Here is a 21,669-nt window from a genome sequence, read left to right on the forward strand (position 1 = left end):
TGTGGGAGAGCTACGAGCGGGTGCCGCTCGACCAGAACACGTCCGCGCCGTACGCCATGGACGTCGCGCCCGACGGCAAGGTCTTCTTCACCGAGCTGGTCCGCGGCCAGATCCGCGTCTTCGACCCGCAGACCCAGACCACCAGCACCGCCGTCACCATCCCGGTCTACTCCGGCGGCGAGGACGGCCTGCTCGGCATCACGCTGGCCAACGACTTCGAGGAGTCCGGCCACCTCTACGTCTACTACTCGCCGGCGAGCGACGACGACACCGACCCCGAGAACTTCTTCAACGTCCTCTCGCGCCTGACCTACGACCACCAGACCGGCACCATCGACCGCGCCACCGAGAAGGTGCTGCTGGAGGTGCCCGCCCGCCGGCTCCCCCGACGAGCCCGGCCACACGGGCGGCGGCCTCGACATGGACCCCGAGGGCAACCTCTACCTCGGCGTCGGTGACGACGTGAACCCGCACTCCGAGCCCTCCGGCGGCTACGCCCCGATCTCGGAGCGCCAGGGCACCTTCCACGACGCCCGCGCCACCTCGGCCAACACCAACGACCTGCGCGGCAAGCTGCTCCGGATCACCCCGAACCCCGACGGCTCGGGCTACACCATCCCCGAGGGCAACCTCTTCCCCGAGGCCGAGGACGCCGAGGACAAGACCCGGCCCGAGATCTACGCGATGGGCTTCCGCAACCCGTTCCGGTTCTCCGTCGACCCCGAGACCGGCTGGATCAGCCTCGCCGACTACTCGCCGGACAACAACAACGACGCCCCGGCCACCCGCGGGCCGGCCGGCATCGCGGAGTGGAACCTGATCAAGTCGCCGGGCAACTACGGCTGGCCGCTGTGCATGGGCGACAACGAGCCGTTCCGCGACGTCGACTACGGCCACACCACGCCGCAGAACCCGCCGGTCGTCGGTGACTACTTCGACTGCGCCAACCCGGTCAACGACAGCGTCCACAACACCGGCCTGACCGAGCTGCCGCCCGTGCGGCCCGCGGACATGTTCTACGGCTACCGGCGCAGCTCGGTGCCGCAGGTCATCGCGCAAGGCGGCGGTCTCGCCCCGATGGGCGGCCCGTTCTACCACTACGACGAGGAGCTGGAGTCCGACACCAAGTTCCCCGCCTCCTTCGACGCCAAGCCGTTCTTCTACGACTGGGCGCGCAACAAGATGTACAACATCCAGCTCGCGGAGGACGCCGGCACCGCCGACCCGGGCGACGCCGTCGAGAAGGTGAACCCGTTCCTGCCGCAGGAGCAGTTCCTCGCGCCGATCGACTCCAAGTTCGGTCCCGACGGGTCGCTCTACGTCCTCGACTGGGGCGGCGGCTACGGCCGTGACAACCCCAACTCGGGCCTGCACCGGATCGACTACATCCAGGGCTCCCGCTCGCCGATCGCCCGGCTCGCGGCCGACCCGTCGTCCGGCCAGGCGCCGCTGACCGTCGAGTTCGACGGCTCGGGCTCCACCGACCCGGAGGGTGCCGAGCTCACCTACGAGTGGGACTTCGAGGACGACGGCACGGTCGACGCCACCGGTGCGACCGCCAGCCACACCTACACCAACGAGGGCGTGCACCGCGCCCGGCTGACCGTCTCCGACCCGGACGGCAAGGAGGGCACGACGACCGTCTCGATCACGGTGGGCAACACCGAGCCGTCGGTCCGGTTCAACCTGCCGCCGGACGGGGCGTTCTTCGAGTTCGGCGACGAGATCTCGTGGGACGTGGAGGTGACCGACCCCGAGGACGAGACGATCTCGGGTGACGACGTCATCGTCCAGCCCGCGCTCGGCCACGACGCCCACTCGCACCCGACCGAGCCCTACACCGGTCTGACCGGCAGCGTGGTGACCAGCCTCGGCGGGCACGCACCGGACGAGAACATCTTCTTCGCGCTCGACGCCCGCTACACCGACTCGGGCGACGAGTCCGGCGAGAACGCGCTCACCGGCTCCGCGACCTCGGTGCTCTACCCCAAGCTGCGGCAGGCGGAGTTCTTCGACGCGAAGTCCGACGACGCCGTCGTCCAGCCGGGCCGCGACGCGGCCGGTGGCGGTCAGGTCGTCGTCGGTGACGACGGTGCCTGGATCCAGTTCGACACCGTGAGCTTCTACCGGGTCAACCGGCTCGCGCTGCGAGCGTCGGCCACCACCGGGGGCACGCTCGAGATCCGCCAGGACGCGCCGGACGGCGAGCTGCTGGCGACCGCCGAGGTCCCGGCCACCGGTGCCGGGTTCCGCGACGTCGTCGTCGACACCAGCGCCCTGGGCGCCGAGACGAGGGACCTATACGTCGTGTTCGCCGACGGCCCGGTCCGGCTCAACTTCCTCGAGGCCCTCGGCCGCGGCGCCTCCCCCCACGGAGCGCCCGTCGGTGACGATCACCTCCCCGACGAGGACGAGCAGCTCGACCCCGGCACCGACGTGCCGGTGACGGCCGACGCCTCCGACGAGGGCGGCGAGGTCACCCAGGTCGAGTTCTTCGTCGACGGCGAGTCGATCGGCGTCGACGACACCGCGCCGTTCGAGGTCACCTGGACCACCCCGGAGGAGGAGAACCTCTACCACCTCACCGCCGAGGCCACCGACGACGAGGGCAACCAGCGCACCTCGCGGGTCGTCGTGGCGCAGGTCGGCGAGCTCTTCGGCGACCTGGTCCAGTTCAGCAACGCCGGCGGCTCCTTCGAGAAGGCCGGCGCCGACGCCTTCGAGATCACCGGGGCCGGCAACAACACCTGGCAGGGCGTCGACCAGTACAGCGCGTTGTACCTGCCCGGCGGCGGTGACGACGACAGCTGGGAGGCCGTGGTCAGGGTCGACGGCCAGACCCACGCCAACAACAGCGCCAAGACGGGGATCATGGTCCGCAACGACATGACCCAGCCCGGTCAGTCGCCCGGCTACCTGTTCCTCGGCATCCGCCCGGCGAACGGCGTGGAGTTCCTCCGCGACACCGACGGCAACGGCCAGCTGGACGCCTCCACGGCGGGTGGGAGCACGGCGTACCCGACCTGGCTCAAGGTGGTCCGCAGCGGCGACCAGTACTCGGCGTACTACTCGCGCAACGGCTCGACCTGGAACCAGGTGGGCACCGCGGCCACGCTCGGCGGAGCGGCGAACGTGCAGGACGTCGGCATCGCCACCACGGCCCACTCGGCCGCGACGGGCACCGCGTCGTTCTCGGCCTTCTCCGTCGACTCGGAGGTGGAGCCGGTCGACCCGGAGGAGACCTACGAGCCGCTGACCTGCGTGGGGCCGCTCTCCGACGAGTTCACCGGCGGCCTCAACGGCAAGTGGAGCGTCCGCCAGGCGACGGGTGTCCCGGTCCGCGCGACGGGCGGCCAGCTGCAGCTGCCGATCACCGGCGGTGACATCAACGAGGCCAGCCCCGGTCCGGTGAGCTTCGTCGGCCAGCCGACGCCCGAGGGCGACTGGACGGCCACCACGAAGCTCACGGTGCCGCACAGCTCGCACTGGCAGTGGGCCGGCCTGGTCGTGCACCAGGACGACGACAACTACAACAAGCTGGCGTTCGTCCGGCACCAGAACGGCGGCCGGATCGTCGAGTTCCAGTCCGAGACCAACGGCTCGCGCACCACCCCGCACGCGCCGACCGTCCCGACGGACTTCCCGACGACGATCTACCTGCGGCTCGTCAACACCGGTGGCACGCTGACCGCTGCGTACTCCAGCAGCGGCGCCGACGGCTCGTGGGTCCAGCTCAACGGGTCGACCGCGCTCAAGCCCGACGCGCGGATCGGGCTGATGGGGGGCCGGCGACCTCGGCACCACCCCGGTGACGGCCAGCGTCGACTGGTTCCGGGTGACCCCGGACCGTGACGCCCCGGAGTTCACCCCGGACGACGAGTTCGACGGTGACGAGCTCGACGGCTGCCGGTGGGCGCACACGGTGCGCTACGACTCCGAGACCGTCGAGGTCGCGGACGGCCACCTGAAGGTCGAGACCCAGCCGGGCGACATCAACGGCAACAACCCCGTGAACCCGCGGAACTTCGTGCTCCAGGCCGCCCCCGAGGGCGACTGGGTGGCGACCACGCGGTTCAAGGCGCCGCTGGTGCACCGGTGGCAGCTCGCCGGGCTGCTGATGTACGCCGACGACGACAACTACGTGAAGGCCGACGTCGTCGCCTACAACACCCCGGGCGCCGCGCTCGACCTGCGGGCCGAGCTCGCCGCGGAGTCCAACGGGTCCGGCGTGTCCGGCGGCGACCAGGTCGACATCGCCGACACGACCGAGAGCGGCTACTGGTACGTCCGGGTCACCAAGGCCGGCAGCCAGTACACCGCCGAGGTCAGCGACGACGGCGCCCAGTGGGAGCCGGTCGGCAACGGCATCGCGTTCGACAAGCCGATCACCGCGCTCGGCCTGATGGCGATCGGCCCGGAGCAGGAGGAGCCGGTCACCGTCGAGTTCGACTACTTCCACCTCGAGACCGACGGTGAGGAGCCGGAGGACACCGAGGCGCCGACCACCGAGCTGACGCTCGACCCGGCGGCCGCCGACGGTGAGAACGGCTGGTACGTCACCGCGCCGAGCTTCACGCTGAGCGCGGACGACGGCGACGGCTCCGGTGTGGACACCACCGAGTACCGCGTCGACGGCGGCGAGTGGACCGAGTACGACGGCACGGTCGGGCTCGGCGACCTCACCGACGGCGAGCGGGAGGTCGAGTACCGCTCGACCGACGTCGCCGGCAACGTCGAGGACGCCGGGTCGACCACGGTGAAGCTGGACCGCGCGGCTCCGGAGACGACGGCGGAGGTCACCGACGACGGTGTCGCGAAGGTGGTCACGCTCCTGGCCGAAGACGCCGCGTCCGGTGTCGCGTCGACCGAGATCAAGGTCGGCGACGGCGAATGGACGGCGTACGACCAGCCGGTGCGGATCGACGAGCCGGGCGACCACGTCGTCTCGTTCCGGTCGACCGACAACGCCGGTCACGTCGAGGAGGCCGGCAGCGTCGAGGTGACGGTCGAGGAGCCGGACACCGAGGCGCCGGTCACCGAGCTGACGCTCGACCCGGCGGCGGCCGACGGTGAGAACGGCTGGTACGTCACCGCGCCGAGCTTCACGCTCGCCGCGGACGCCGGCGAGGGCTCCGACGTCGCGTCGACGGAGTACCGGATCGACGGCGGCGAGTGGACCGCTTACGACGGCGAGCCGGTCGCGCTCGGCGACCTGGCCGACGGCGAGATCGTGGTCGAGTACCGCTCGACCGACGCCGACGGCAACGTCGAGGAGGTGCGCTCCAGCACGGTCAAGCTGGACCGCGCCGGACCGACGACGACCGCGGAGGTCACCGACGACGGCACGGCCAAGGTGGTGACGCTCACCGCCGAGGACGCCACCTCCGGTGTCGCGTCGACCGAGGTCAAGGTCGGCGACGGCGACTGGACGACGTACGACCAGCCGGTGCGGATCGACGAGCCGGGCGACCACGTGGTCTCGTTCCGGTCGACCGACCACGCCGGTCACGTCGAGGAGGCCGGCAGCGTCGAGGTCACCGTCGAGGAGCCGGACACGACCGGGCCGGTGCTGGAGGTCCGGGGATCGCGGCCGGCCGGGCCTACAGCCACGCGGCTCAGCCGCGGCTGGCCTGGACGGTGACGCCGACCGGCTCGCCGGTCGCGTCCGTGGTGGCGCGGATCGACGGCCGCAAGGTCACCCCGGGGCGGGTCCCGCTGTGGCGGGTCGACCTCGGCCGGGCGGTGCTGGTCGTGACCGCGACCGACGAGGCCGGCAACACCACCACCGTGCGGCGGGTCTTCCGGGTGCGGACGTCGCTCGCCGCGGTGCGGACGCTGGTGCAGCGGTTCGCCGACGCCGGGTCGGTGCCGCGCAAGGTGGAGGTGCGGGTGCTCGCCAAGCTGCGGCAGGCCGCCAACCACGCCCGGCGCGACCGTGACCGGCAGGCCGTGGCCGCGCTCCGCGGCGCGCGCAAGGCCGCGGGCGGCATCAAGGTGGCCGCCCACCGCAAGGTGGTCCGCGGCGACCTGGGGGTGATCATCCGCCGCCTGCGCTGATCGCGCCGCCCCAGCTCCCGGGCGGACACCGGACCTGCCAGCCGGTGTCCGCCCGGGCACGACCTGGAGCTACCAGCGAGTACAGTCCGCGGCATGAAGCGCGAGATCTACGACGAGGACCACGAGGCGTTCCGCGGCTCGGTCAAGGAGTTCGTCGACCGCCACATCCTGCCCCACACCGAGCAGCACATCGCCGACAAGGCGCTGCCGCGCGAGTTCTGGCTCGAGGCCGGCAAGCAGGGGCTGCTGGGTTTGGAGATCCCTGAGCAGTACGGCGGCTCGGAGGCCGGCGACTTCCGCTTCAACGCGGTCCTGCAGGAGGAGCTCGCCAAGGCGGGCGCGGCGTACCCCACCTGCCACGGCATCCACGCCGACATCACCGCGCCGTACATCGTCGAGCTCGGCACCGAGGAGCAGAAGCAGCGCTGGCTGCCCGGCGTCGCGTCGGGCGAGATCCTGCTCGCCATCGGCATGACCGAGCCGTCCGGGGGCTCCGACCTCGCCGCGCTCAAGACCACCGCCGTCCGCGACGGCGACGAGTGGGTCATCAACGGCTCCAAGACCTTCATCACCAACGGCTACAGCTGCGACCTCGTCGTCGCCGCCGTCCGCACCGACCCGGAGAAGGGCCCCAAGGGCATCACCCTCTTCGGCATCGAGGCGTCGAAGGAGGGCTTCTCCCGCGGCCGCAAGCTCGACAAGGTTGGCCAGGAGGAGTCCGACACCGCCGAGCTGTTCTTCGAGAACGTGCGGGTGACCGACGCCGAGATCATCGGCGAGCGCGACATGGGCTTCATCCACATGATGCAGAAGCTCCCGCAGGAGCGGCTCGGCTGCGCGGTCGCCAACATCGCGCACGCCAAGCAGATCCTGGTCGAGACGCTCGAGTACGCCAAGGAGCGCCACGCCTTCGGTGCCCCGATCGGCACCTTCCAGCACAACAAGTTCCTCCTCGCCGAGCTCTTCACCAAGATCGAGGTCGCCGAGGCCTACGTCGACAAGTGCGTGCTCGCCCACGCGCAGAAGGAGCTCACCGCCATCGACGCCGCCAAGGCCAAGTGGTGGTCCTCGCAGGTGCAGTCGGAGGTGCTCGACCACTGCGTCCAGCTCCACGGCGGCTACGGCTTCATGAACGAGTACCGCGTCGCCCGTGCCTGGCGCGACGCCCGGGTCACCAAGATCTGGGCCGGCTCGAACGAGATCATGAAGGAGCTCATCGGGCGCGACCTGGGGCTCTGAGGCCGGGCTTGCGGTTTGGGACCAAACCGCAGGTTTCGGGGTGCTGGGGCTGCGGTTGGAGCCTGACCCGGTAGCCCGGACACCTGATCTGTAGCGATGCAGGAGAGGAGTCTGTAGATGCCTGCACCATACCCACCGGAGTTCCGCCGCAGAGCGGTCGACCAGGCCCGCAAGCCGGGCGCGTCGGTTGCCCAGGTCGCCAAGGATCTCGGGATCAGCGAGTCCGGCTTGCGTCGTTGGATGGCCCAAGCCGATGTCGACGCCGGCCGCAAGGAAGGGTTGTCGACCCACGAGCGTGAGGAACTGGTTCGTCTGCGTCGGGAGAACCGGCGCTTGGAGATGGAGCTGGAGATCACCAAGCGCGCCGCAGCGTTGTTCGCCAAGGAGAACGTGCTCCCAAAATGAAGTACCGGCTGGTCTGTGAGCTCGCCGGCGACGGGTTCGACGTCGCGGTGACCTGCCGGGTTCTCGGGGTGTCCAGGTCGGGCTATTACGAATGGGTCAAGCGGCCGCCGTCAGAGCGTGACCTCGCCGACGCCTACCTGGCGAACACGATCGTGGCGATCCACGCCGACTCACGCCGCTCTTATGGCTCGCCACGGGTCCACGCCGAGCTACGGCTCGGGATGGGTCTCAAGGTCGGCCGCAAGCGGGTCGCGCGGCTGATGCGGATGCTAGGAGTGGCCGGGATCAGCCACCGGCCGAAGAAGCGGCACCGGCCGGCTGCGGCGGTCCATGAGGACCTCGTGCAACGAAAGTTCGTTGCCGAGGGGCCGGATCGTTTGTGGTGCACCGACATCACCGAGCACCCGACCCGGGGCGGGAAGGTCTACTGCTGCGCGGTCCTGGACGTGTTCAGCCGCGTCGTGGTGGGCTGGTCGATCGCTGACCACATGCGATCTGACCTGGTCGTCGATGCCCTGCAGATGGCGACCTGGCGCCGCCGTCCGGAGGGCACCATCGTCCACTCCGACCGGGGCAGTCAGTACACATCGTGGGTCTTTGGGCACCGGCTCCGCGACGCCGGACTGCTCGGATCCATGGGCCGGGTCGCCTCCTCGGTGGACAACGCGATGATCGAGTCGTTTTGGTCGACCATGCAGCGCGAGCTGCTCGACCAGCAGTCCTGGCAGACCATCGACGAGCTCGGCGGAGCGATCTTTGAGTGGATCGAGGCCTGGTACAACCCGCGCCGCCGGCACACCTCCCTCGGCATGCTCAGCCCCGTCGAGTTCGAAGCCCTTCACACCACCGCCACCCCGGCGGCATGATCACCCAACCAACCGTGTCCGGAGAACCGGGTCAGGCTCCGTTTGTGACCAATCGGTGGGGCTGGGCTGGCGGGGGGTTGCGGTTTGGGACCAAACCGCGAGTCTCGGGGTGGTGGAGCTGCGGTTTGTGACCAATCGGTGGGGCTGGGCTGGCGGGGGTTGCGGTTTGGGGACCAAACCGCGAGTCTCGGGGTGCTGGGGCTGCGGTTTGGGACCAATCCGCACCGACCCGACCCGGACCCCGCTGTCCCGCGCCGCTCCCTCGGTCTTCGGAGCACTACCGCCGCGCTCTGGCCAGTCACAGCACCCGGGTAGTGCACCGAACACTGAGTTACCCCGCCCGCCCGCCGACCGGCGCCGACCGCCCCCGAAAAACCCGACGACCCGGGCCCGGCACTGCCGGGACCCGGGTCGCCCACGCGCGGAGCGAGGGTCAGCGCACGGTGTAGCGCACCACGCGGGAGGTGCTGCGCTGGGTGGTGCCGGAGCCGACGTAGACGACGCGCACCTTGCCGGGTCCGCGGTGGCGCACCCGGTAGGTGAGCACCCGGCGCCCGTCGGTGAGCCGCCGTTCGACCACCGGCCGGCCGGTGCGACGCACCCGGATGGTGCCGTTCGCCGGGACCGGGCCGGCGTCGACCCGGATCACCAGCCGGACCTGCTGCCCCTTCCGCAGCGCGGTCCGCGACAGCCGGGCGGTCGTCGTGGTCGGCCGCTTGCGCACCACCGCCGTCGGCGCGCTGCTCGCGGCGCCGTCGGGGGCGGCCGGCGACCGCGGCGGTCACCACCACGGTGAGGCGGGCGCCGACGTCGCCGCCACGGACCCGGTACGCCGGGTGCCGGGCGCCGTCGACGGCGATCCCGTCGCGGAACCACTGGTAGCCGAAGCTCAGCCCGTCGGTGTCCCAGGTGCCCGGGTCGGCGGCCAGGCGCTCGCCGACCACCGGCCGGCCGGTCACCGACGGCGGCTCGGTCGCAGCGGGGCCGTCCACCGCGGCGACCGTCGCCACCGCGACGGGCGACTCGTTGCCCACCCGGTCGGTCGCGCGGTAGGAGACCGCGCGCGGGTCGAAGCCGTCCAGCGTCACCGGCTCGTCGTACGCCGTCCACTCGCCGTCGTCGACGAGGTACTCGACCTCGGCGACACCGGCCCCGGCGTCGTCGGCCGCGAGCGTGACCGTGCGGCCCTCGACGGTGGCGGTGACCTCCGGGGCGGTGGCGTCGACGGCGACCTCGATGCTGCCCTCGTCCCACACGACGTCGTCCTCCCACAGGCGGTAGGAGACGGTCAGCTCGCCGTCGGGCAGCGCCACCGGCGCGGTCCACCCGGTCCACGCGCCGTCGCCGACCCGGTACTCCAGCTCGGCGGCCGGGGGAGCGTCGACCGCCGCGAGCGACAGCCTCGCGTCGGCGCCGTACCAGCCGTCGACCTCGGCGCCGGTGACCGTCGCGGTCACCGCCGGGTCGGCCGGGTCCTCGTCGCACACCGAGAGCAGCCGGTCGGAGACCTCCGCGTCGGCGGTGGTCGCGAACACGTGGCAACCGGCGCCGACGCCCTCGACCACGGCGTAGCCGTCGACCGGCTCCACCTGGCGGGCCCGGCCGTCGACGTAGATCGTCGTCTCGCCGGTGGCCGTCGTCGGCACCGAGACCGTCGCCACGCTGTTGCCCGGCACCGAGGCCGTCATCGTGATGCCGTCGCCGGTCTCGAACGCCACGCCGACGCTGCCCCGGACGGTGGGCGTGCGGATGGTCGCCCAGTCCAGGTCGCCGGGCTGCGGCCGCACCTGCAGGGTCGCGTAGCCGGGCTCGGTCGGCTGGATGCCGAACACCCCGGCCGGCACGTTGAACGCCGGCGACGCCGCCCACGGGTGGGAGAAGGTGAGGTTGGACTTCAGCGAGGGGTCCCAGGCCTCCATCGTCGACCCGGCTCCGAGCCGGATCATGTTGAGCCAGCTCCGCACGCCGGTGCCGTCGGTGAGCATGTTGAGCGCCGCCTGGCTCTCGCCGCCGTCGTGCAGCGCCTTCACCAGGAACGCCGCGCAGTAGACGCTGCAGGCCATCCCACGCGACGCGATGTACGCCGCCACCCGCGGCGCCTGGTCGGCCTCCGGCAGCCCGAACGCGAGGGCGAAGGCGCTCGCGTGGACCGACCGGTGCCCGGTCCGGTTGCCGTCGGCGTCCATCCCGTCGTCGTAGGAACCGGTGGCCTCGTCGTAGAGCCGCTCGTTCACGGCCTCGCGCAGCCGGTCGGCGGCCTCGGTGTAGCGGGCCGCGTCGTCGGCACGACCGATCTCGTCCGCGATCGCCGCCATGTCGCGGAAGGCGCGGTAGTAGATCGCGTTGATGACGGTGTTGTACTGGCGGAACTCGTAGCCGTCCCGCTCCGTCGTGGGCCAGTCGACGATGTCGCAGTCGGTCTGGCTGTTGCAGCCGTTGGAGCCGGTCGTCTTCCGGATGAGGCCGGTCGACTCCTCGAGCCACCCGCGCTCCAGCTTCTGCTGCAGGTTGGGGTAGTAGTCGGCGAGCTCGGTGGTGTCGCCGGTCTGCTGCCAGGCGTCGCGGACCGCGAGGATGACGTAGATCGGCCACTCGGTCGGCCAGGTCCGGTTGCCGCGGAAGTAGTTCATCGAGTAGCGCGCCAGGGACAGGTCGTCCATGAGGTACATACTCGACATCTGCTGCAGGTAGGCATCGGCCTCGTAGTTGATCCGCTCGCGGGTCCAGGAGTCGGTGTAGAAGTTGAGGTTCAGCGACTCGATGGAGTTCTTCGACAGCTCGTAGACCGCCTCCAGGTCGTCGTCGGACGCGGTGAAGGCGGAGGCGTCGGCGTCGAACGGGTACACGAGGGCGAGCGCCTGCAGGTTCTCCTCGGTCACGGGCTCGGGGGCGCCGATGATCTCGACGTACCGGAACACCCGCGCACCCCAGGTCTCGAGCGTCTGCTCGCCGTCGGTCAGGGTGACGACGTCGCGGTAGGAGTTCCCGGTGTGCAGGTTGTAGCGGACCGTGTTCTCGCCGGCCGTGGTCTCACCGAACCGGATGTCCACCTCGTCGCCGGCGGTGCCGTCGGCGACGGTGTAGCGGACGCCGCCGATCCAGCTGCGGCCGAAGTCGACGAAGTAGTTGCCGTCGCCCTTGTCCACGATCGAGACGGGGGCGTGCAGCTGCTCCTCGACCTTGTCGGTCGGCGTCGCCGCGAGCGTCGCGAACGGCGACTTCTCGACCGCGGCGGCCCAGTCGGCGTCGTCGAACCCGGGCCGGTCCCATCCCCACGGGTAGGCGCGGGCGTCGAGGTTCTCCTTCGGTGCGCGGTAGTAGCTGGTGCCGATGCTGCCGGCGTCGGGCAGCACGTCGGCTCCGGAGCGGCCGGTCCAGCCGTCACCGGTGCCGAACACGTCGCGCGTGCCGTCGGCATACTCGACGGTCAGCTGGGCCTGGAACTTCTGCTCGGCGGTGGTGTAGGCCAGGGCCGCGAGGGCGACGTCGCCGCCCGGCTCGACCAGCTCCGTCACGTCGAACCCGTCGTAGCGGGTCTCGCCCGCGATCGGGATCGTGGGGCCGAGGCCGACGAACTCGCCGTTGAGGTAGAGCTTGTAGACGTACTGCTTGGCGGCCTTGGCGCTGCTGCCGGTCGCGTGGACGGTGGCCCACGCGATCTCCTTGTCGGCGAGCGTGGTCTCACCGCGCAGGAAGGCCCAGTCGGCCGACAGCGTGGGCTGCAGGCAGGTCTGGCCGCGGCCGATGGTGATGGTGCCGTCGCCGAGCGTGCCGCAGGTGAAGCTGCGGTCGCCGGCGGGGAAGTCGGTCTCGAGCAGCACCGCGTCGTTGCCGGGGTTGGCGTCGGTGACGGTCACCGGCCCCCAGGTGGCCGACTCCGAGCCGCCGCTGCGGAAGCCGATGCCGCCCCGGCGGTGGACCCGGCCGGAGGGCGCGCCGACCGAGGTGTCCGTCGTGTCGACCAGCTCGTCGTCGATCCACGTGCGGACCCGCGGCCCGACGGCCTCGAGCCGGATCGGCACGGTCTCGCCGGCGGCCAGGGTGCCTGCGGGGAGGGTCACCGTCTTGAGGACGTTGTTGTAGTTGCCGTCGACCTGGCTGTGCAGCTTCAGGGTGTTGTCGGCGCGGAACTGCCACAGGTAGCCGTTGTTGGCGTCGGCGCCGCGGAACCGGATGCTGCCCGCCACCTCGTCGATGCGGAGCGTCGTGTCGACGGTGTAGCTGGTCCAGGAGCCCGCGACGAGGTCGTTCTTGCTGCGGCCGACGACCAGCGCGCCGTCGGAGACCGTCAGCGACGGGAGCTCGGGCAGCTCGGCGGAGGAGAAGTCGTTGCTGTAGAGCACCTGGCCGTCGAGCGAGGTGACGGTGACGTCGTCGAACGTCGCCTGCTCGCTGCCGCCGGTGCGGAACCCGAACCCGCCGGCCGGGTACGTCGTGTCGGTCCGCTCGTCGACCAGCTTGTCGTCCACCCAGGTGGTGATCGTGTCGCCCTCGACCCGGACCTCGAGGTGGTGCCGGGTGCCGGTGCCGAGCTCGACGCCCGCGGGGGCGAGCGGCACCTCCTCGAGGAGGGTGGTGCCGACGTGCGCCTTGAGCGTGTTGGTGTCGGCGCGGAACTGCCAGAGGTAGAAGCTCGACGTCGACGTCGCCCGCAGGGTCACCGACGCCGCGTTCTGCACCACGGTGAAGTCGGTCTCGAAGACGTAGTCGGTCCAGTTGTCCTGCTCGACGTGCGCCCACACGGGGGTGGAGTCGGACCAGGTCTCCCCGGGGCCCGTCCCGAAGCTCGCGGGCTCCGACCACGCCGACGACGTACCGGCGCCGTCCCAGGTGCGAACCGCCCAGTGGTAGCGCTCCGACGGCGCCAGCGCCGGCCCGTCGTAGCGGATCGCGTTCTGCCGGGTGGAGTCCACCTTGCCGCTCGACCAGACGTCGCCGGCGCCGTCGGCGGCGCCGGCGGCGCTCGTGGCGACGACGACCTCGTACGCCGTCTGCCGGTCGCTTCCGACGTGCCAGCCGAAGTGCGGCGCGCCCTCGACGTCGACCGGGGTGTCGATGCCGTTGACGGTCAGCGCGGTCGGCTGGTCGGCGGCGGGGGCGGCCGCCGCGAGGCGCGCGCCGGGCAGCGGTGCCGGCGCGGCGGTCGCGGGAACCGCTGCGGCGGAGGCGACCAGGGCGCCGCCGGTGACGGCCACGAGGGCACGGGTGAGGAGCCGGTCGAACCGGTCTGAGGGCATGGGGGGACCACCTCTCGGGCGCCGCGGCGCCGCGATTGAATCGTTTCGATCCGAGACGTGCGCACGCTAGGCCGGGCCCTTGAGGAGTGTCAACGGTCACACCGAGCGGGACATGTCACACCGGGTGGCGCGTACGCCGCTCCCTCGGTGTTCCGACCGCTCCCGCCGCGCTGTGGCCGGCAACAGCACCCGGGTGGGCGACGTAACACTGAGTTACACCACGCGCCCGGGGCCCGCCCGCCCCCTCAGCCCGCCGTCGACCGCCTGACGACGAGCTCGGGCTCGAGGACGTCGTGGCGGATCTTGGTCGCCGGGTCGGCGATGACGTCGAGGAGGATGCGGGCGGCGGCGGCGCCGAGCTCCTCGCGGGGCTGCCGGACGGAGCTGAGCGGGATGGCGGCGCTGGCGGCGAAGCCGATGTCGTCGTAGCCGATGATGGCGACGTCCTCGGGCACCCGGGCGCCGGCGAGGGTGAGGCCCTGGAGGGCGCCGAGGGCGACCAGGTCGTTGGCGGCGAAGATGGCGTCGGGCCGCTCCCGCTTGCCGAGCGCGAGCAGCTCGTCGACGGCGCGGCGGCCGGCGTCGGCGTCCATCGTGGCGGTCTCGACGAACCGCACCTGCACCCCGGTGGAGGCGGCGGCGACCTCCTCGGTGGCGGCGAGGCGGTGCTTGACCTGGTTGAGGCCGCGGGGGCCGCCGACGAACGCGATCCGCCGCCGGCCGCCGTCGACGAGGTGCTGGGCCGCGAGCCGGCCGCCCAGCCGGTCGTCGACCGACACCGAGGAGAACTCGCGCGAGCCGACCTTGCGGTCGACGACGACCACAGCGGTGCCCCGGTCGCGGATCCGGCGCAGCCGCGGCAGCACCTGCCCGACCGGCGTGATCAGCAGGCCGCTGACCCGCTGCTCCTCGAAGAGGTCGAGGTACGTCGACTCCCGGGCGGAGTCCTGACCGGAGTTGCCCAGGATGAGCGGGCGCCGCTCGCGGCCGAGGCTCTCCTCGACGCCCTGGGCGACGTCGGTGAAGAACGGGTTGCGGACGTCGAGCACGATCATCCCGACCGCCCGGTTGCGACCCGCCCGAAGCTGGCGGGCGGCGTCGTTGCGGACGAAGCCGAGCTCGTCGATGACGCCGAGCACGTGCTGGAGGGTGGCGGGGAGCACCTTCTCGGGCCGGTTGAGCACGTTGGACACCGTGCCGACGGAGACGCCGGCGGCCGCCGCCACGTCCTTGACCGACACGTGGCGCGCCGCTCCGTCCGGGCGCAGCCCGTCGCTTCGAGTGCTCACCTGACCTCCTGACCGGACCCCCGGTCGCAGCCGGCGGGGGAGCACATGTGATTGATTCGTTTCAGTCATTCTTGCAGAAGTTCTTGACGTCTGTGACCGTAGTCACCTAGCGTGCGTTGAAACCTTTCAATGTCGAGGAGTTGCATGTCAGCGAGCACCGCCGGAACCGCGGCGACACTCGAGCTGCGCGACGTCGCGAAGTCGTTCGGCGCGGTCGCGGCCCTGCGCTCGGGGACCCTCGTGGTCCACCCCGGGTCGATCCACGCGCTGGTGGGCGAGAACGGCGCCGGCAAGTCCACGCTCATCAAGATCGTCGCCGGCGTGCACCGCCGCGACGCGGGCGTGTTCCGGTTCAAGGGCGAGGACGTCGACTTCGGGTCGACGGCGGAGTCGAAGAACGCCGGCATCGCCGTGATCTACCAGGAGCCGACGCTGTTCCCCGACCTGTCGGTCGCGGAGAACATCTTCATGGGCCGCCAGCCGGTCGGCGCCGGACGCCGGATCGACAAGCGCCGGATGCACGAGGAGTCGGCGCAGCTGTTCGAGCGCCTCGGCGTCCAGCTCGACCCGCGCCGCCCCGCGCGCGGGCTGTCGATCGCCGACCAGCAGATCATCGAGATCGCCAAGGCGATCTCGCTCGACGCGGCGCTGCTGATCATGGACGAGCCGACCGCCGCGCTCAGCGGCGTCGAGGTCGAGCGGCTGTTCGCCGTCGCCCGCAGCCTTCGCGACGAGGGCCGGGCGCTGGTTTTCATCTCCCACCGGTTCGAGGAGGTCTTCGACCTCTGCGACACCGTCACCGTGATGCGCGACGGCAGCTACGTCTCGACCAAGGAGATCGCGGAGACCACGGTCGACCAGCTGGTCGCCGAGATGGTCGGTCGCGAGGTCAGCGACCTGTTCCCCAAGACCCCCGCCGAGATCGGCGAGGTCGTCCTCGACGTGCGGGGCCTCACCACCGCCGGCGTCTTCCACGACGTCTCGTTCCAGGTCCGCGCCGGCGAGATCGTCGGCCTCGCGGGCCTGGTCGGCGCCGGCCGCTCCGAGATCGCCCGCGCGGTCTTCGGGGTCGACGCGTACGACGAGGGCGAGGTCGAGCTGCTCGGCCGGCGGGTCCCGCAGCGCAACCCGCGGGCCGCGATCCGCGCCGGCATGGCGTTCGTCCCCGAGGACCGGCGCAACCAGGGGCTGGTCACCGAGGGGTCCGTCGCGCGCAACGTCGCCGCCGTCATCCGGCGCGGCCTGACCACCGCGGGGTTGCTGACCACCCGGCGGGAGAACCGCGCCGCCGGCCCGTGGGCCGGGCGGCTCGAGGTCAAGACCAGCGCCCTGGACATGCACGCCGCCACGATGAGCGGCGGCAACCAGCAGAAGGTCGTCATCGCCAAGTGGCTCGCCACCGAGCCGCGGCTGCTGATCATCGACGAGCCCACCCGCGGCATCGACGTCGGCACCAAGGCCGAGGTCCACCGCCTCCTGTCCGACCTCGCCGGTCAGGGCCTGGCGATCCTCATGATCTCCTCCGAGCTGCCCGAGGTGCTGGGCATGGCCGACCGGGTGCTGGTCGTCCACGAGGGCCGGATCACCGCCGACATCGACCGCGCCGACGCCACCCCGGAGAACGTCATGCGTGCCGCCACCAACGCCGCCACCGACTCGAGGAACGACGCCACCGGTGCGGAGGTGACGGCATGAGCGACCTGACCCGGCCGAGCGCCGCCACGCCGGCCCACCGGCTCCTCAAGGACCTGCTGCGCTCCCGCGAGCTCGCCGTCGCCATCGTGCTGGTGGCGCTGATCGCGGTCACCACGATCAAGAGCGACGCATTCCTGTTCGCCTCGACCGGGTGGCGCGACCTGCTGCTCACCCCGTCGATGCTGATCCTGCTCGCCGTCGGCCAGACCGCGGTGATCATCACCCGCAACGTCGACCTCTCGGTCGGCTCGACGCTCGGCCTGACGGCGTACCTGACCGGCCGGCTGTTCATCGACACCGAGCTGCCGATCATCGCGGTCGTGCTGGCCGGCATCCTGATGGGCGCCGCGCTCGGCGCCGTCAACGGCATCCTCGTGGCCTGGGGCCGGGTGCCCGCGCTGGTGATCACGCTCGGCACGATGTATATCTACCGCGGCGCGTTCCTCACCTGGGCCGGCAGCGACCGGATCAACGCCGACGACATGCCGTCGTCGTTCCGCGACCTCGGCACCGAGTCGGTCCTCGGCATCCCGGTGCTGACGATCGTGGCGCTCGTCGTGCTCGTGCTCGTCGGCTACTACCTGAGCACGGCCCGCGGCGGCCGCGAGCTCTACGCGATCGGCTCCGACCCGGACGCCGCCGAGCTCTACGGCCTGCGGATCCGTCGCCGGGTGCTCTCGGCGTTCGTCCTCAGCGGCGCGCTGGCCGGCCTCGCCGGCGTCGTGTCCGCGGCCCGGTTCGGCACGGTCAGCTCCAGCGTCGGCACCGGCGTCGAGTTCGAGGCGGTCGGCGCCGCGGTCATCGGCGGCGTCGCCATCTTCGGCGGCAGCGGCACCGTGTGGGGGCGCGGCCATCGGCGCGTTCCTGCTGGTCACCATCAACCGGGCGCTGCCCGTCCTCGGCATCTCCGACTTCTGGCAGCAGGCCGTGGTCGGTGCGCTGATCGTGGGCGCGATCGTGCTCGACCGGGTGCTGGTCCTGCGCCAGGAGAAGGCGCTCGTCGCCGCCCGCGACACCGAACCACCGTCATCCCCGCCCGGAGGCTCGACCCTCGACCCGGTCGTGCCCGGTGGCGCCCACGACCCGCAGGAGGCCGCGCGATGAGCACCCTGACGCCCAGCGCCCCCGACGCGGCGGCGACCCGCAGCTACCCGGCGTACTCCCGCCCGTTCTGGCAGCGGGTGGTCTTCAGCCGCGAGTTCGCGGTGATCGCCCTGCTGATCGCGGCGATCGTCTACTCGCGCTCCGAGGTCCAGTACTTCGACGGCCCGCAGACGTTCTACTACCTGTTCCGCGACTCGGCCTCGATCCTCATGCTCGCGCTGCCGATGACGGCGATCATCATCACCGGCGAGATCGACCTGTCGGTGGCGAGCACGGTCGGCCTCACCAGCGTCGCGTTCGGCATGCTCCACGCCGACGCCGGCCTGTCGGCGACGGTCGCGGCGCTGATCGCGATCGGGATCGGCGTCGTGTGCGGAGCCTTCAACGGGTTCCTCGTCGCCTACGTCGGGCTGCCGTCGATCGCGGTGACGATCGGCACCCTGGCCCTGTTCCGCGGGATCGCGGCCGGCCTGCTCGGCACCGAGTCGCGCACCGACTTCCCCGAGTCGTGGACCGACCTCGCCAAGCAGCGGATCGTCGAGGACCAGCCGTACCCGATGATCCTGATCCCGTTCCTCCTGCTGGCGATCGCGTTCGTCCTGCTGCTGCACTTCTCGTCGTTCGGGCGCGGCATCTACGAGATCGGGCTCAACGACGAGGCGGCCCACTTCACGGGCGTCGACGTGGCCCGCACGAAGGCGATCCTGTTCGTCCTGTCCGGCGCGGTCGCCGGGTTCGTCGGGATCTACACGACGCTGGTCACCGGCGTCGCGCGGGCCGAGAACTCGCAGGGCCTGGAGCTGTCGGTGATCGCCGCCGTGCTCCTGGGTGGCGTGTCGATCTTCGGCGGCAAGGGCGCCCTGCACGGCGTCATCGCCGGTGTCCTGCTGATCGGCGTCATCCAGCGGGCGATGCTCCTCAGCGGTGAGACCATCAACATCATCAACATCGTCATCGGAGTGCTGCTCGTGCTCTCGGTGATGTCCACCAGTCTTCTCGCGCTCGGCCGTCGTCTGGTCGAGGCGGGCAAGGGAGCGCGCGGCTCGGGGCGCTCCACAGACGGCGCCGGCAAGCGGTCGCTGAGCTGACGAATCCGGCAGCGCTGCCGGATGGAATCCGAAAGGGAAACACATGAAGATCCAGAACCGACGCTTCGCGGGCCTGGCGGTCGCAGCGCTGGTCTCCAGCCTGGCCCTGACCGCTTGCGGCAGCGACGACGACGGCGGGAGCGGCTCGGGCGGCGGTGACGGCATGACCGTCACCTTCATCCCGAAGAACCTCGGCAACCCCTACTTCGACACCAGCAACGCCGGTGGCGAGACGGCCGTCGAGGAGTTCGACGGCACCTACGAGGAGGTCGGCCCGGCCGAGGCCTCGCCCGACGGCCAGGTGCAGTACATCAACACCGCCACGCAGCAGGGCCGGGACGCGCTGGTCATCTCGGCCAACGACCCCGACGCGCTCTGCGACGCCATCGGCGAGGCGCAGGACGCCGACATCAAGGTCGTCACCTACGACGCCGACACCAACCCCGACTGCCGCGACATCTTCGTCAACCAGGCCGACGCCGAGGGCATCGCGCGGGTCCAGGTCGAGCTGATCGCCGACCAGATCGGCGGCTCGGGCGAGATCGCCATCCTGTCGGCGGCCGCCAACGCCACCAACCAGAACGCCTGGATCGAGCTGATGGAGGAGGAGCTCGAGGCCAACTACCCCGACATCGAGCTCGTCGACGTGGTCTACGGTGACGACGACGACCAGAAGTCGTTCGACGCCACCGCCGCTCTGCTGCAGAGCCACCCGGACCTCAAGGGCATCGTCTCGCCGACCACCGTCGGCATCGCGGCCGCGGCGCGCTACCTCTCCACGTCGGACGCCAAGGGCAAGGTCATGCTGACCGGCCTCGGCACGCCGAACCAGATGCGCGAGTACGTCAAGGACGGCACCGTCGAGGCGTTCGCGCTGTGGAACCCCGAGGACCTCGGCTACCTGGCTGCCTGGACCGCCAAGGCGCTCGTCGACGGCGACATCGAGGGCGAGGGCGACTCGTTCGAGGCCGGCCGCCTCGGCGAGTACACCGTCGGCGCGGACAACACCGTCCTGCTCGGCGACCCGTTCGTCTTCAACGCCGACAACATCGACGACTTCGACTTCTGATCAGCACCCGCTGACCCGAAGTCACCCTCCTAGACCCGCAGGAGCAGGGATGCCCCGCTACGCCTTCACCCTCCAGGTCCGTCCCGACCGGATGGATGAGTACGTCGAGCGGCACCGGGCCGTGTGGCCCGAGATGCTCGCAGCGCTCGCGGAGAGCGGCTGGCGGAACTACTCCCTGTTCCTGCGGGAGGACGGGCTGCTCGTCGGCTACGTCGAGGCCGACGACCTCTCGGCAGCCCAGGCCGCCATGGACGCCACCGAGGTCAACGCCCGGTGGCAGTTCGAGATGGCGCCGTTCTTCTCCTGGCCGGAGGGCACCGCGGAGCCGTCCTCCGACCAGCCCTCCACCCGGGCCCCTGACCAGGGGTTCGTGCTCCTCCGCGAGGTGTTCAACCTCGACGACCAGATCTCCCATCTCGAAGGCAAGTGATCATGACCGACTTCGCCGCGATCGCGGCCCAGCTCGACCACCAGGCGATCGAGCTCCCGTCCTGGGCGTTCGGCAACTCCGGCACCCGCTTCAAGGTCTTCTCCACCCCGGGCACCCCCGGTCGGTGGAGGAGAAGATCGCCGACGCCGCCACCGTGCACCGGCTCACCGGCCTGGCCCCGGCGGTGGCGCTCCACATCCCGTGGGACAAGGTCGACGACTACGAGGCCCTCGCCCGCCACGCGGAGGAGCACGGCGTCCGCCTGGGGACGATCAACTCCAACACGTTCCAGGACGACGACTACAAGCTCGGCGCGCTCACCCACGTGGACCGCAAGATCCGCCAGAAGGCGATCGATCACCACTTCGAGTGCATCGACGTCATGAACGCGACCGGCTCGCGCGACCTGAAGATCTGGCTTGCCGAGGGGTCGAACTACCCCGGCCAGGCCGACCTTCGGGGCCGGCAGGACCGGCTCGCGGAGTCGCTGGCGATCATCCACGAGCGGCTGACCGACGAGCAGCGGCTGGTGCTGGAGTACAAGCTCTTCGAGCCGGCGTTCTACCACACCGACGTGCCCGACTGGGGCACGGCGTACACGCAGGTCGCCGCCCTCGGCGACAACGCCGTGGTGTGCCTCGACACCGGCCACCACGCGCCGAGCACCAACATCGAGTTCATCGTCCGTGCAGCTGCTGCGGCTCGGGAAGCTGGGCTCGTTCGACTTCAACAGCCGCTTCTACGCCGACGACGACCTGATCGTCGGCGCCGCGGACCCGTTCCAGCTGTTCCGGATCATCTTCGAGGTGATCCGCGGCGGCGGCTACGGGCCCGACAGCGACGTCGCGTTCATGCTCGACCAGTGCCACAACATCGAGGACAAGATCCCGGGGCAGATCCGGTCGGTCCTCAACGTGCAGGAGATGACGGCCCGGGCGCTGCTCGTCGACCGCGACGCCCTCGCCCAGGCGCAGGAGGCCGGTGACGTCCTGGCCGGCCACGCCGTGTTCATGGACGCGTTCTACACCGACGTGCGCGCCGACCTCGCCGCCTGGCGCGAGGAGCGCGGCCTGCCGGCCGACCCGATGCGGGCCTACGCCGAGTCCGGCTACCAGGCCGAGATCGAGTCCGCCCGCGTCGGCGGCACCCAGATGTCCTGGACCTGACCGCCACCACCCCACCGACCCGTT

The 21,669-nt window shown here is 71.1% G+C and carries 15 protein-coding genes; 13 read left to right on the top strand and 2 right to left on the bottom strand.

Annotation, left to right across the window (positions count from 1 at the left end):
- Positions 1-56 precede the first annotated feature (56 nt).
- From MF408_RS25340 to MF408_RS11195, 7 genes are all read left to right on the top strand, one after another.
- Complete coding sequence (locus MF408_RS25340) at positions 57-458, top strand: PQQ-dependent sugar dehydrogenase (protein WP_275693463.1); 402 nt, start codon at positions 57-59, stop codon at positions 456-458.
- The gene (locus MF408_RS25345; RefSeq protein WP_275693408.1) at positions 421-3,852 is read left to right on the top strand and encodes a PKD domain-containing protein; all 3,432 of its coding nucleotides are present in this window, start codon (positions 421-423) and stop codon (positions 3,850-3,852) included. Before MF408_RS25340 ends, MF408_RS25345 begins: the two co-directional genes overlap by 38 nt.
- A complete protein-coding gene (locus MF408_RS11175; RefSeq protein ID WP_240251416.1) occupies positions 3,809-5,641 on the top strand; it encodes a DUF1349 domain-containing protein in 1,833 nt (610 codons plus the stop codon). Before MF408_RS25345 ends, MF408_RS11175 begins: the two co-directional genes overlap by 44 nt.
- Entirely contained in the window at positions 5,638-6,057 is a 420-nt protein-coding gene (locus MF408_RS11180) for a hypothetical protein (RefSeq protein ID WP_240251417.1), read from the top strand. Before MF408_RS11175 ends, MF408_RS11180 begins: the two co-directional genes overlap by 4 nt.
- 93 nt (positions 6,058-6,150) lie before the next feature.
- Entirely contained in the window at positions 6,151-7,296 is a 1,146-nt protein-coding gene (locus MF408_RS11185) for an acyl-CoA dehydrogenase family protein (RefSeq protein ID WP_240251418.1), read from the top strand.
- Positions 7,297-7,413: 117 nt separating this feature from the next.
- Positions 7,414-7,701, top strand: coding sequence for a transposase (locus MF408_RS11190; protein WP_240249997.1), 288 nt, complete (start codon positions 7,414-7,416; stop codon positions 7,699-7,701).
- Positions 7,698-8,567, top strand: a complete 870-nt coding sequence (locus MF408_RS11195; protein ID WP_240249397.1) for an IS3 family transposase — start codon at positions 7,698-7,700, stop codon at positions 8,565-8,567. Before MF408_RS11190 ends, MF408_RS11195 begins: the two co-directional genes overlap by 4 nt.
- On the opposite strand, the gene MF408_RS11200 is transcribed toward MF408_RS11195, so the two are convergent.
- Entirely contained in the window at positions 8,540-13,804 is a 5,265-nt protein-coding gene (locus tag MF408_RS11200) for a family 78 glycoside hydrolase catalytic domain (RefSeq protein WP_240251419.1), read from the bottom strand. The two genes, MF408_RS11195 and MF408_RS11200, sit on opposite strands and share 28 nt — an antisense overlap.
- 245 nt (positions 13,805-14,049) lie before the next feature.
- Positions 14,050-15,093: a LacI family DNA-binding transcriptional regulator gene (locus tag MF408_RS11205; RefSeq protein WP_240251420.1), complete on the bottom strand. Its 1,044-nt coding sequence runs from the start codon at positions 15,091-15,093 to the stop codon at positions 14,050-14,052.
- Positions 15,094-15,237: 144 nt separating this feature from the next.
- On the opposite strand from MF408_RS11205, the gene MF408_RS11210 reads away from it, so the two are divergent.
- The 6 genes from MF408_RS11210 to MF408_RS11235 all read left to right on the top strand — a co-directional run bounded on the left by MF408_RS11210 (position 15,238) and on the right by MF408_RS11235 (position 21,645).
- Positions 15,238-16,788 (top strand): sugar ABC transporter ATP-binding protein, encoded by a 1,551-nt coding sequence (locus tag MF408_RS11210; RefSeq protein WP_240251421.1) that lies wholly within the window; start codon positions 15,238-15,240, stop codon positions 16,786-16,788.
- Positions 16,785-18,980, top strand: coding sequence for an ABC transporter permease (locus tag MF408_RS11215; RefSeq protein ID WP_240251422.1), 2,196 nt, complete (start codon positions 16,785-16,787; stop codon positions 18,978-18,980). The genes MF408_RS11210 and MF408_RS11215 overlap by 4 nt, the downstream gene beginning before the upstream one ends.
- A 43-nt stretch (positions 18,981-19,023) precedes the next feature.
- The gene (rhaS, locus tag MF408_RS11220; RefSeq protein WP_240251423.1) at positions 19,024-20,049 is read left to right on the top strand and encodes a rhamnose ABC transporter substrate-binding protein; all 1,026 of its coding nucleotides are present in this window, start codon (positions 19,024-19,026) and stop codon (positions 20,047-20,049) included.
- A gap of 49 nt (positions 20,050-20,098) precedes the next feature.
- Positions 20,099-20,479 carry an L-rhamnose mutarotase gene (locus MF408_RS11225; protein ID WP_240251424.1) on the top strand — a complete coding sequence of 127 codons (381 nt, stop codon included), beginning with the start codon at positions 20,099-20,101 and terminating at the stop codon, positions 20,477-20,479.
- A 124-nt stretch (positions 20,480-20,603) separates the two neighbouring features.
- Positions 20,604-21,464: a TIM barrel protein gene (locus MF408_RS11230; protein ID WP_240251425.1), complete on the top strand. Its 861-nt coding sequence runs from the start codon at positions 20,604-20,606 to the stop codon at positions 21,462-21,464.
- Entirely contained in the window at positions 21,403-21,645 is a 243-nt protein-coding gene (locus MF408_RS11235; RefSeq protein WP_240251426.1) for a hypothetical protein, read from the top strand. Before MF408_RS11230 ends, MF408_RS11235 begins: the two co-directional genes overlap by 62 nt.
- Positions 21,646-21,669: the final 24 nt, after the last annotated feature.

The sequence above is a fragment of the Nocardioides sp. TF02-7 genome (genome assembly GCF_022437945.1).
In the GTDB taxonomy this organism is placed as follows: domain Bacteria; phylum Actinomycetota; class Actinomycetes; order Propionibacteriales; family Nocardioidaceae; genus Nocardioides.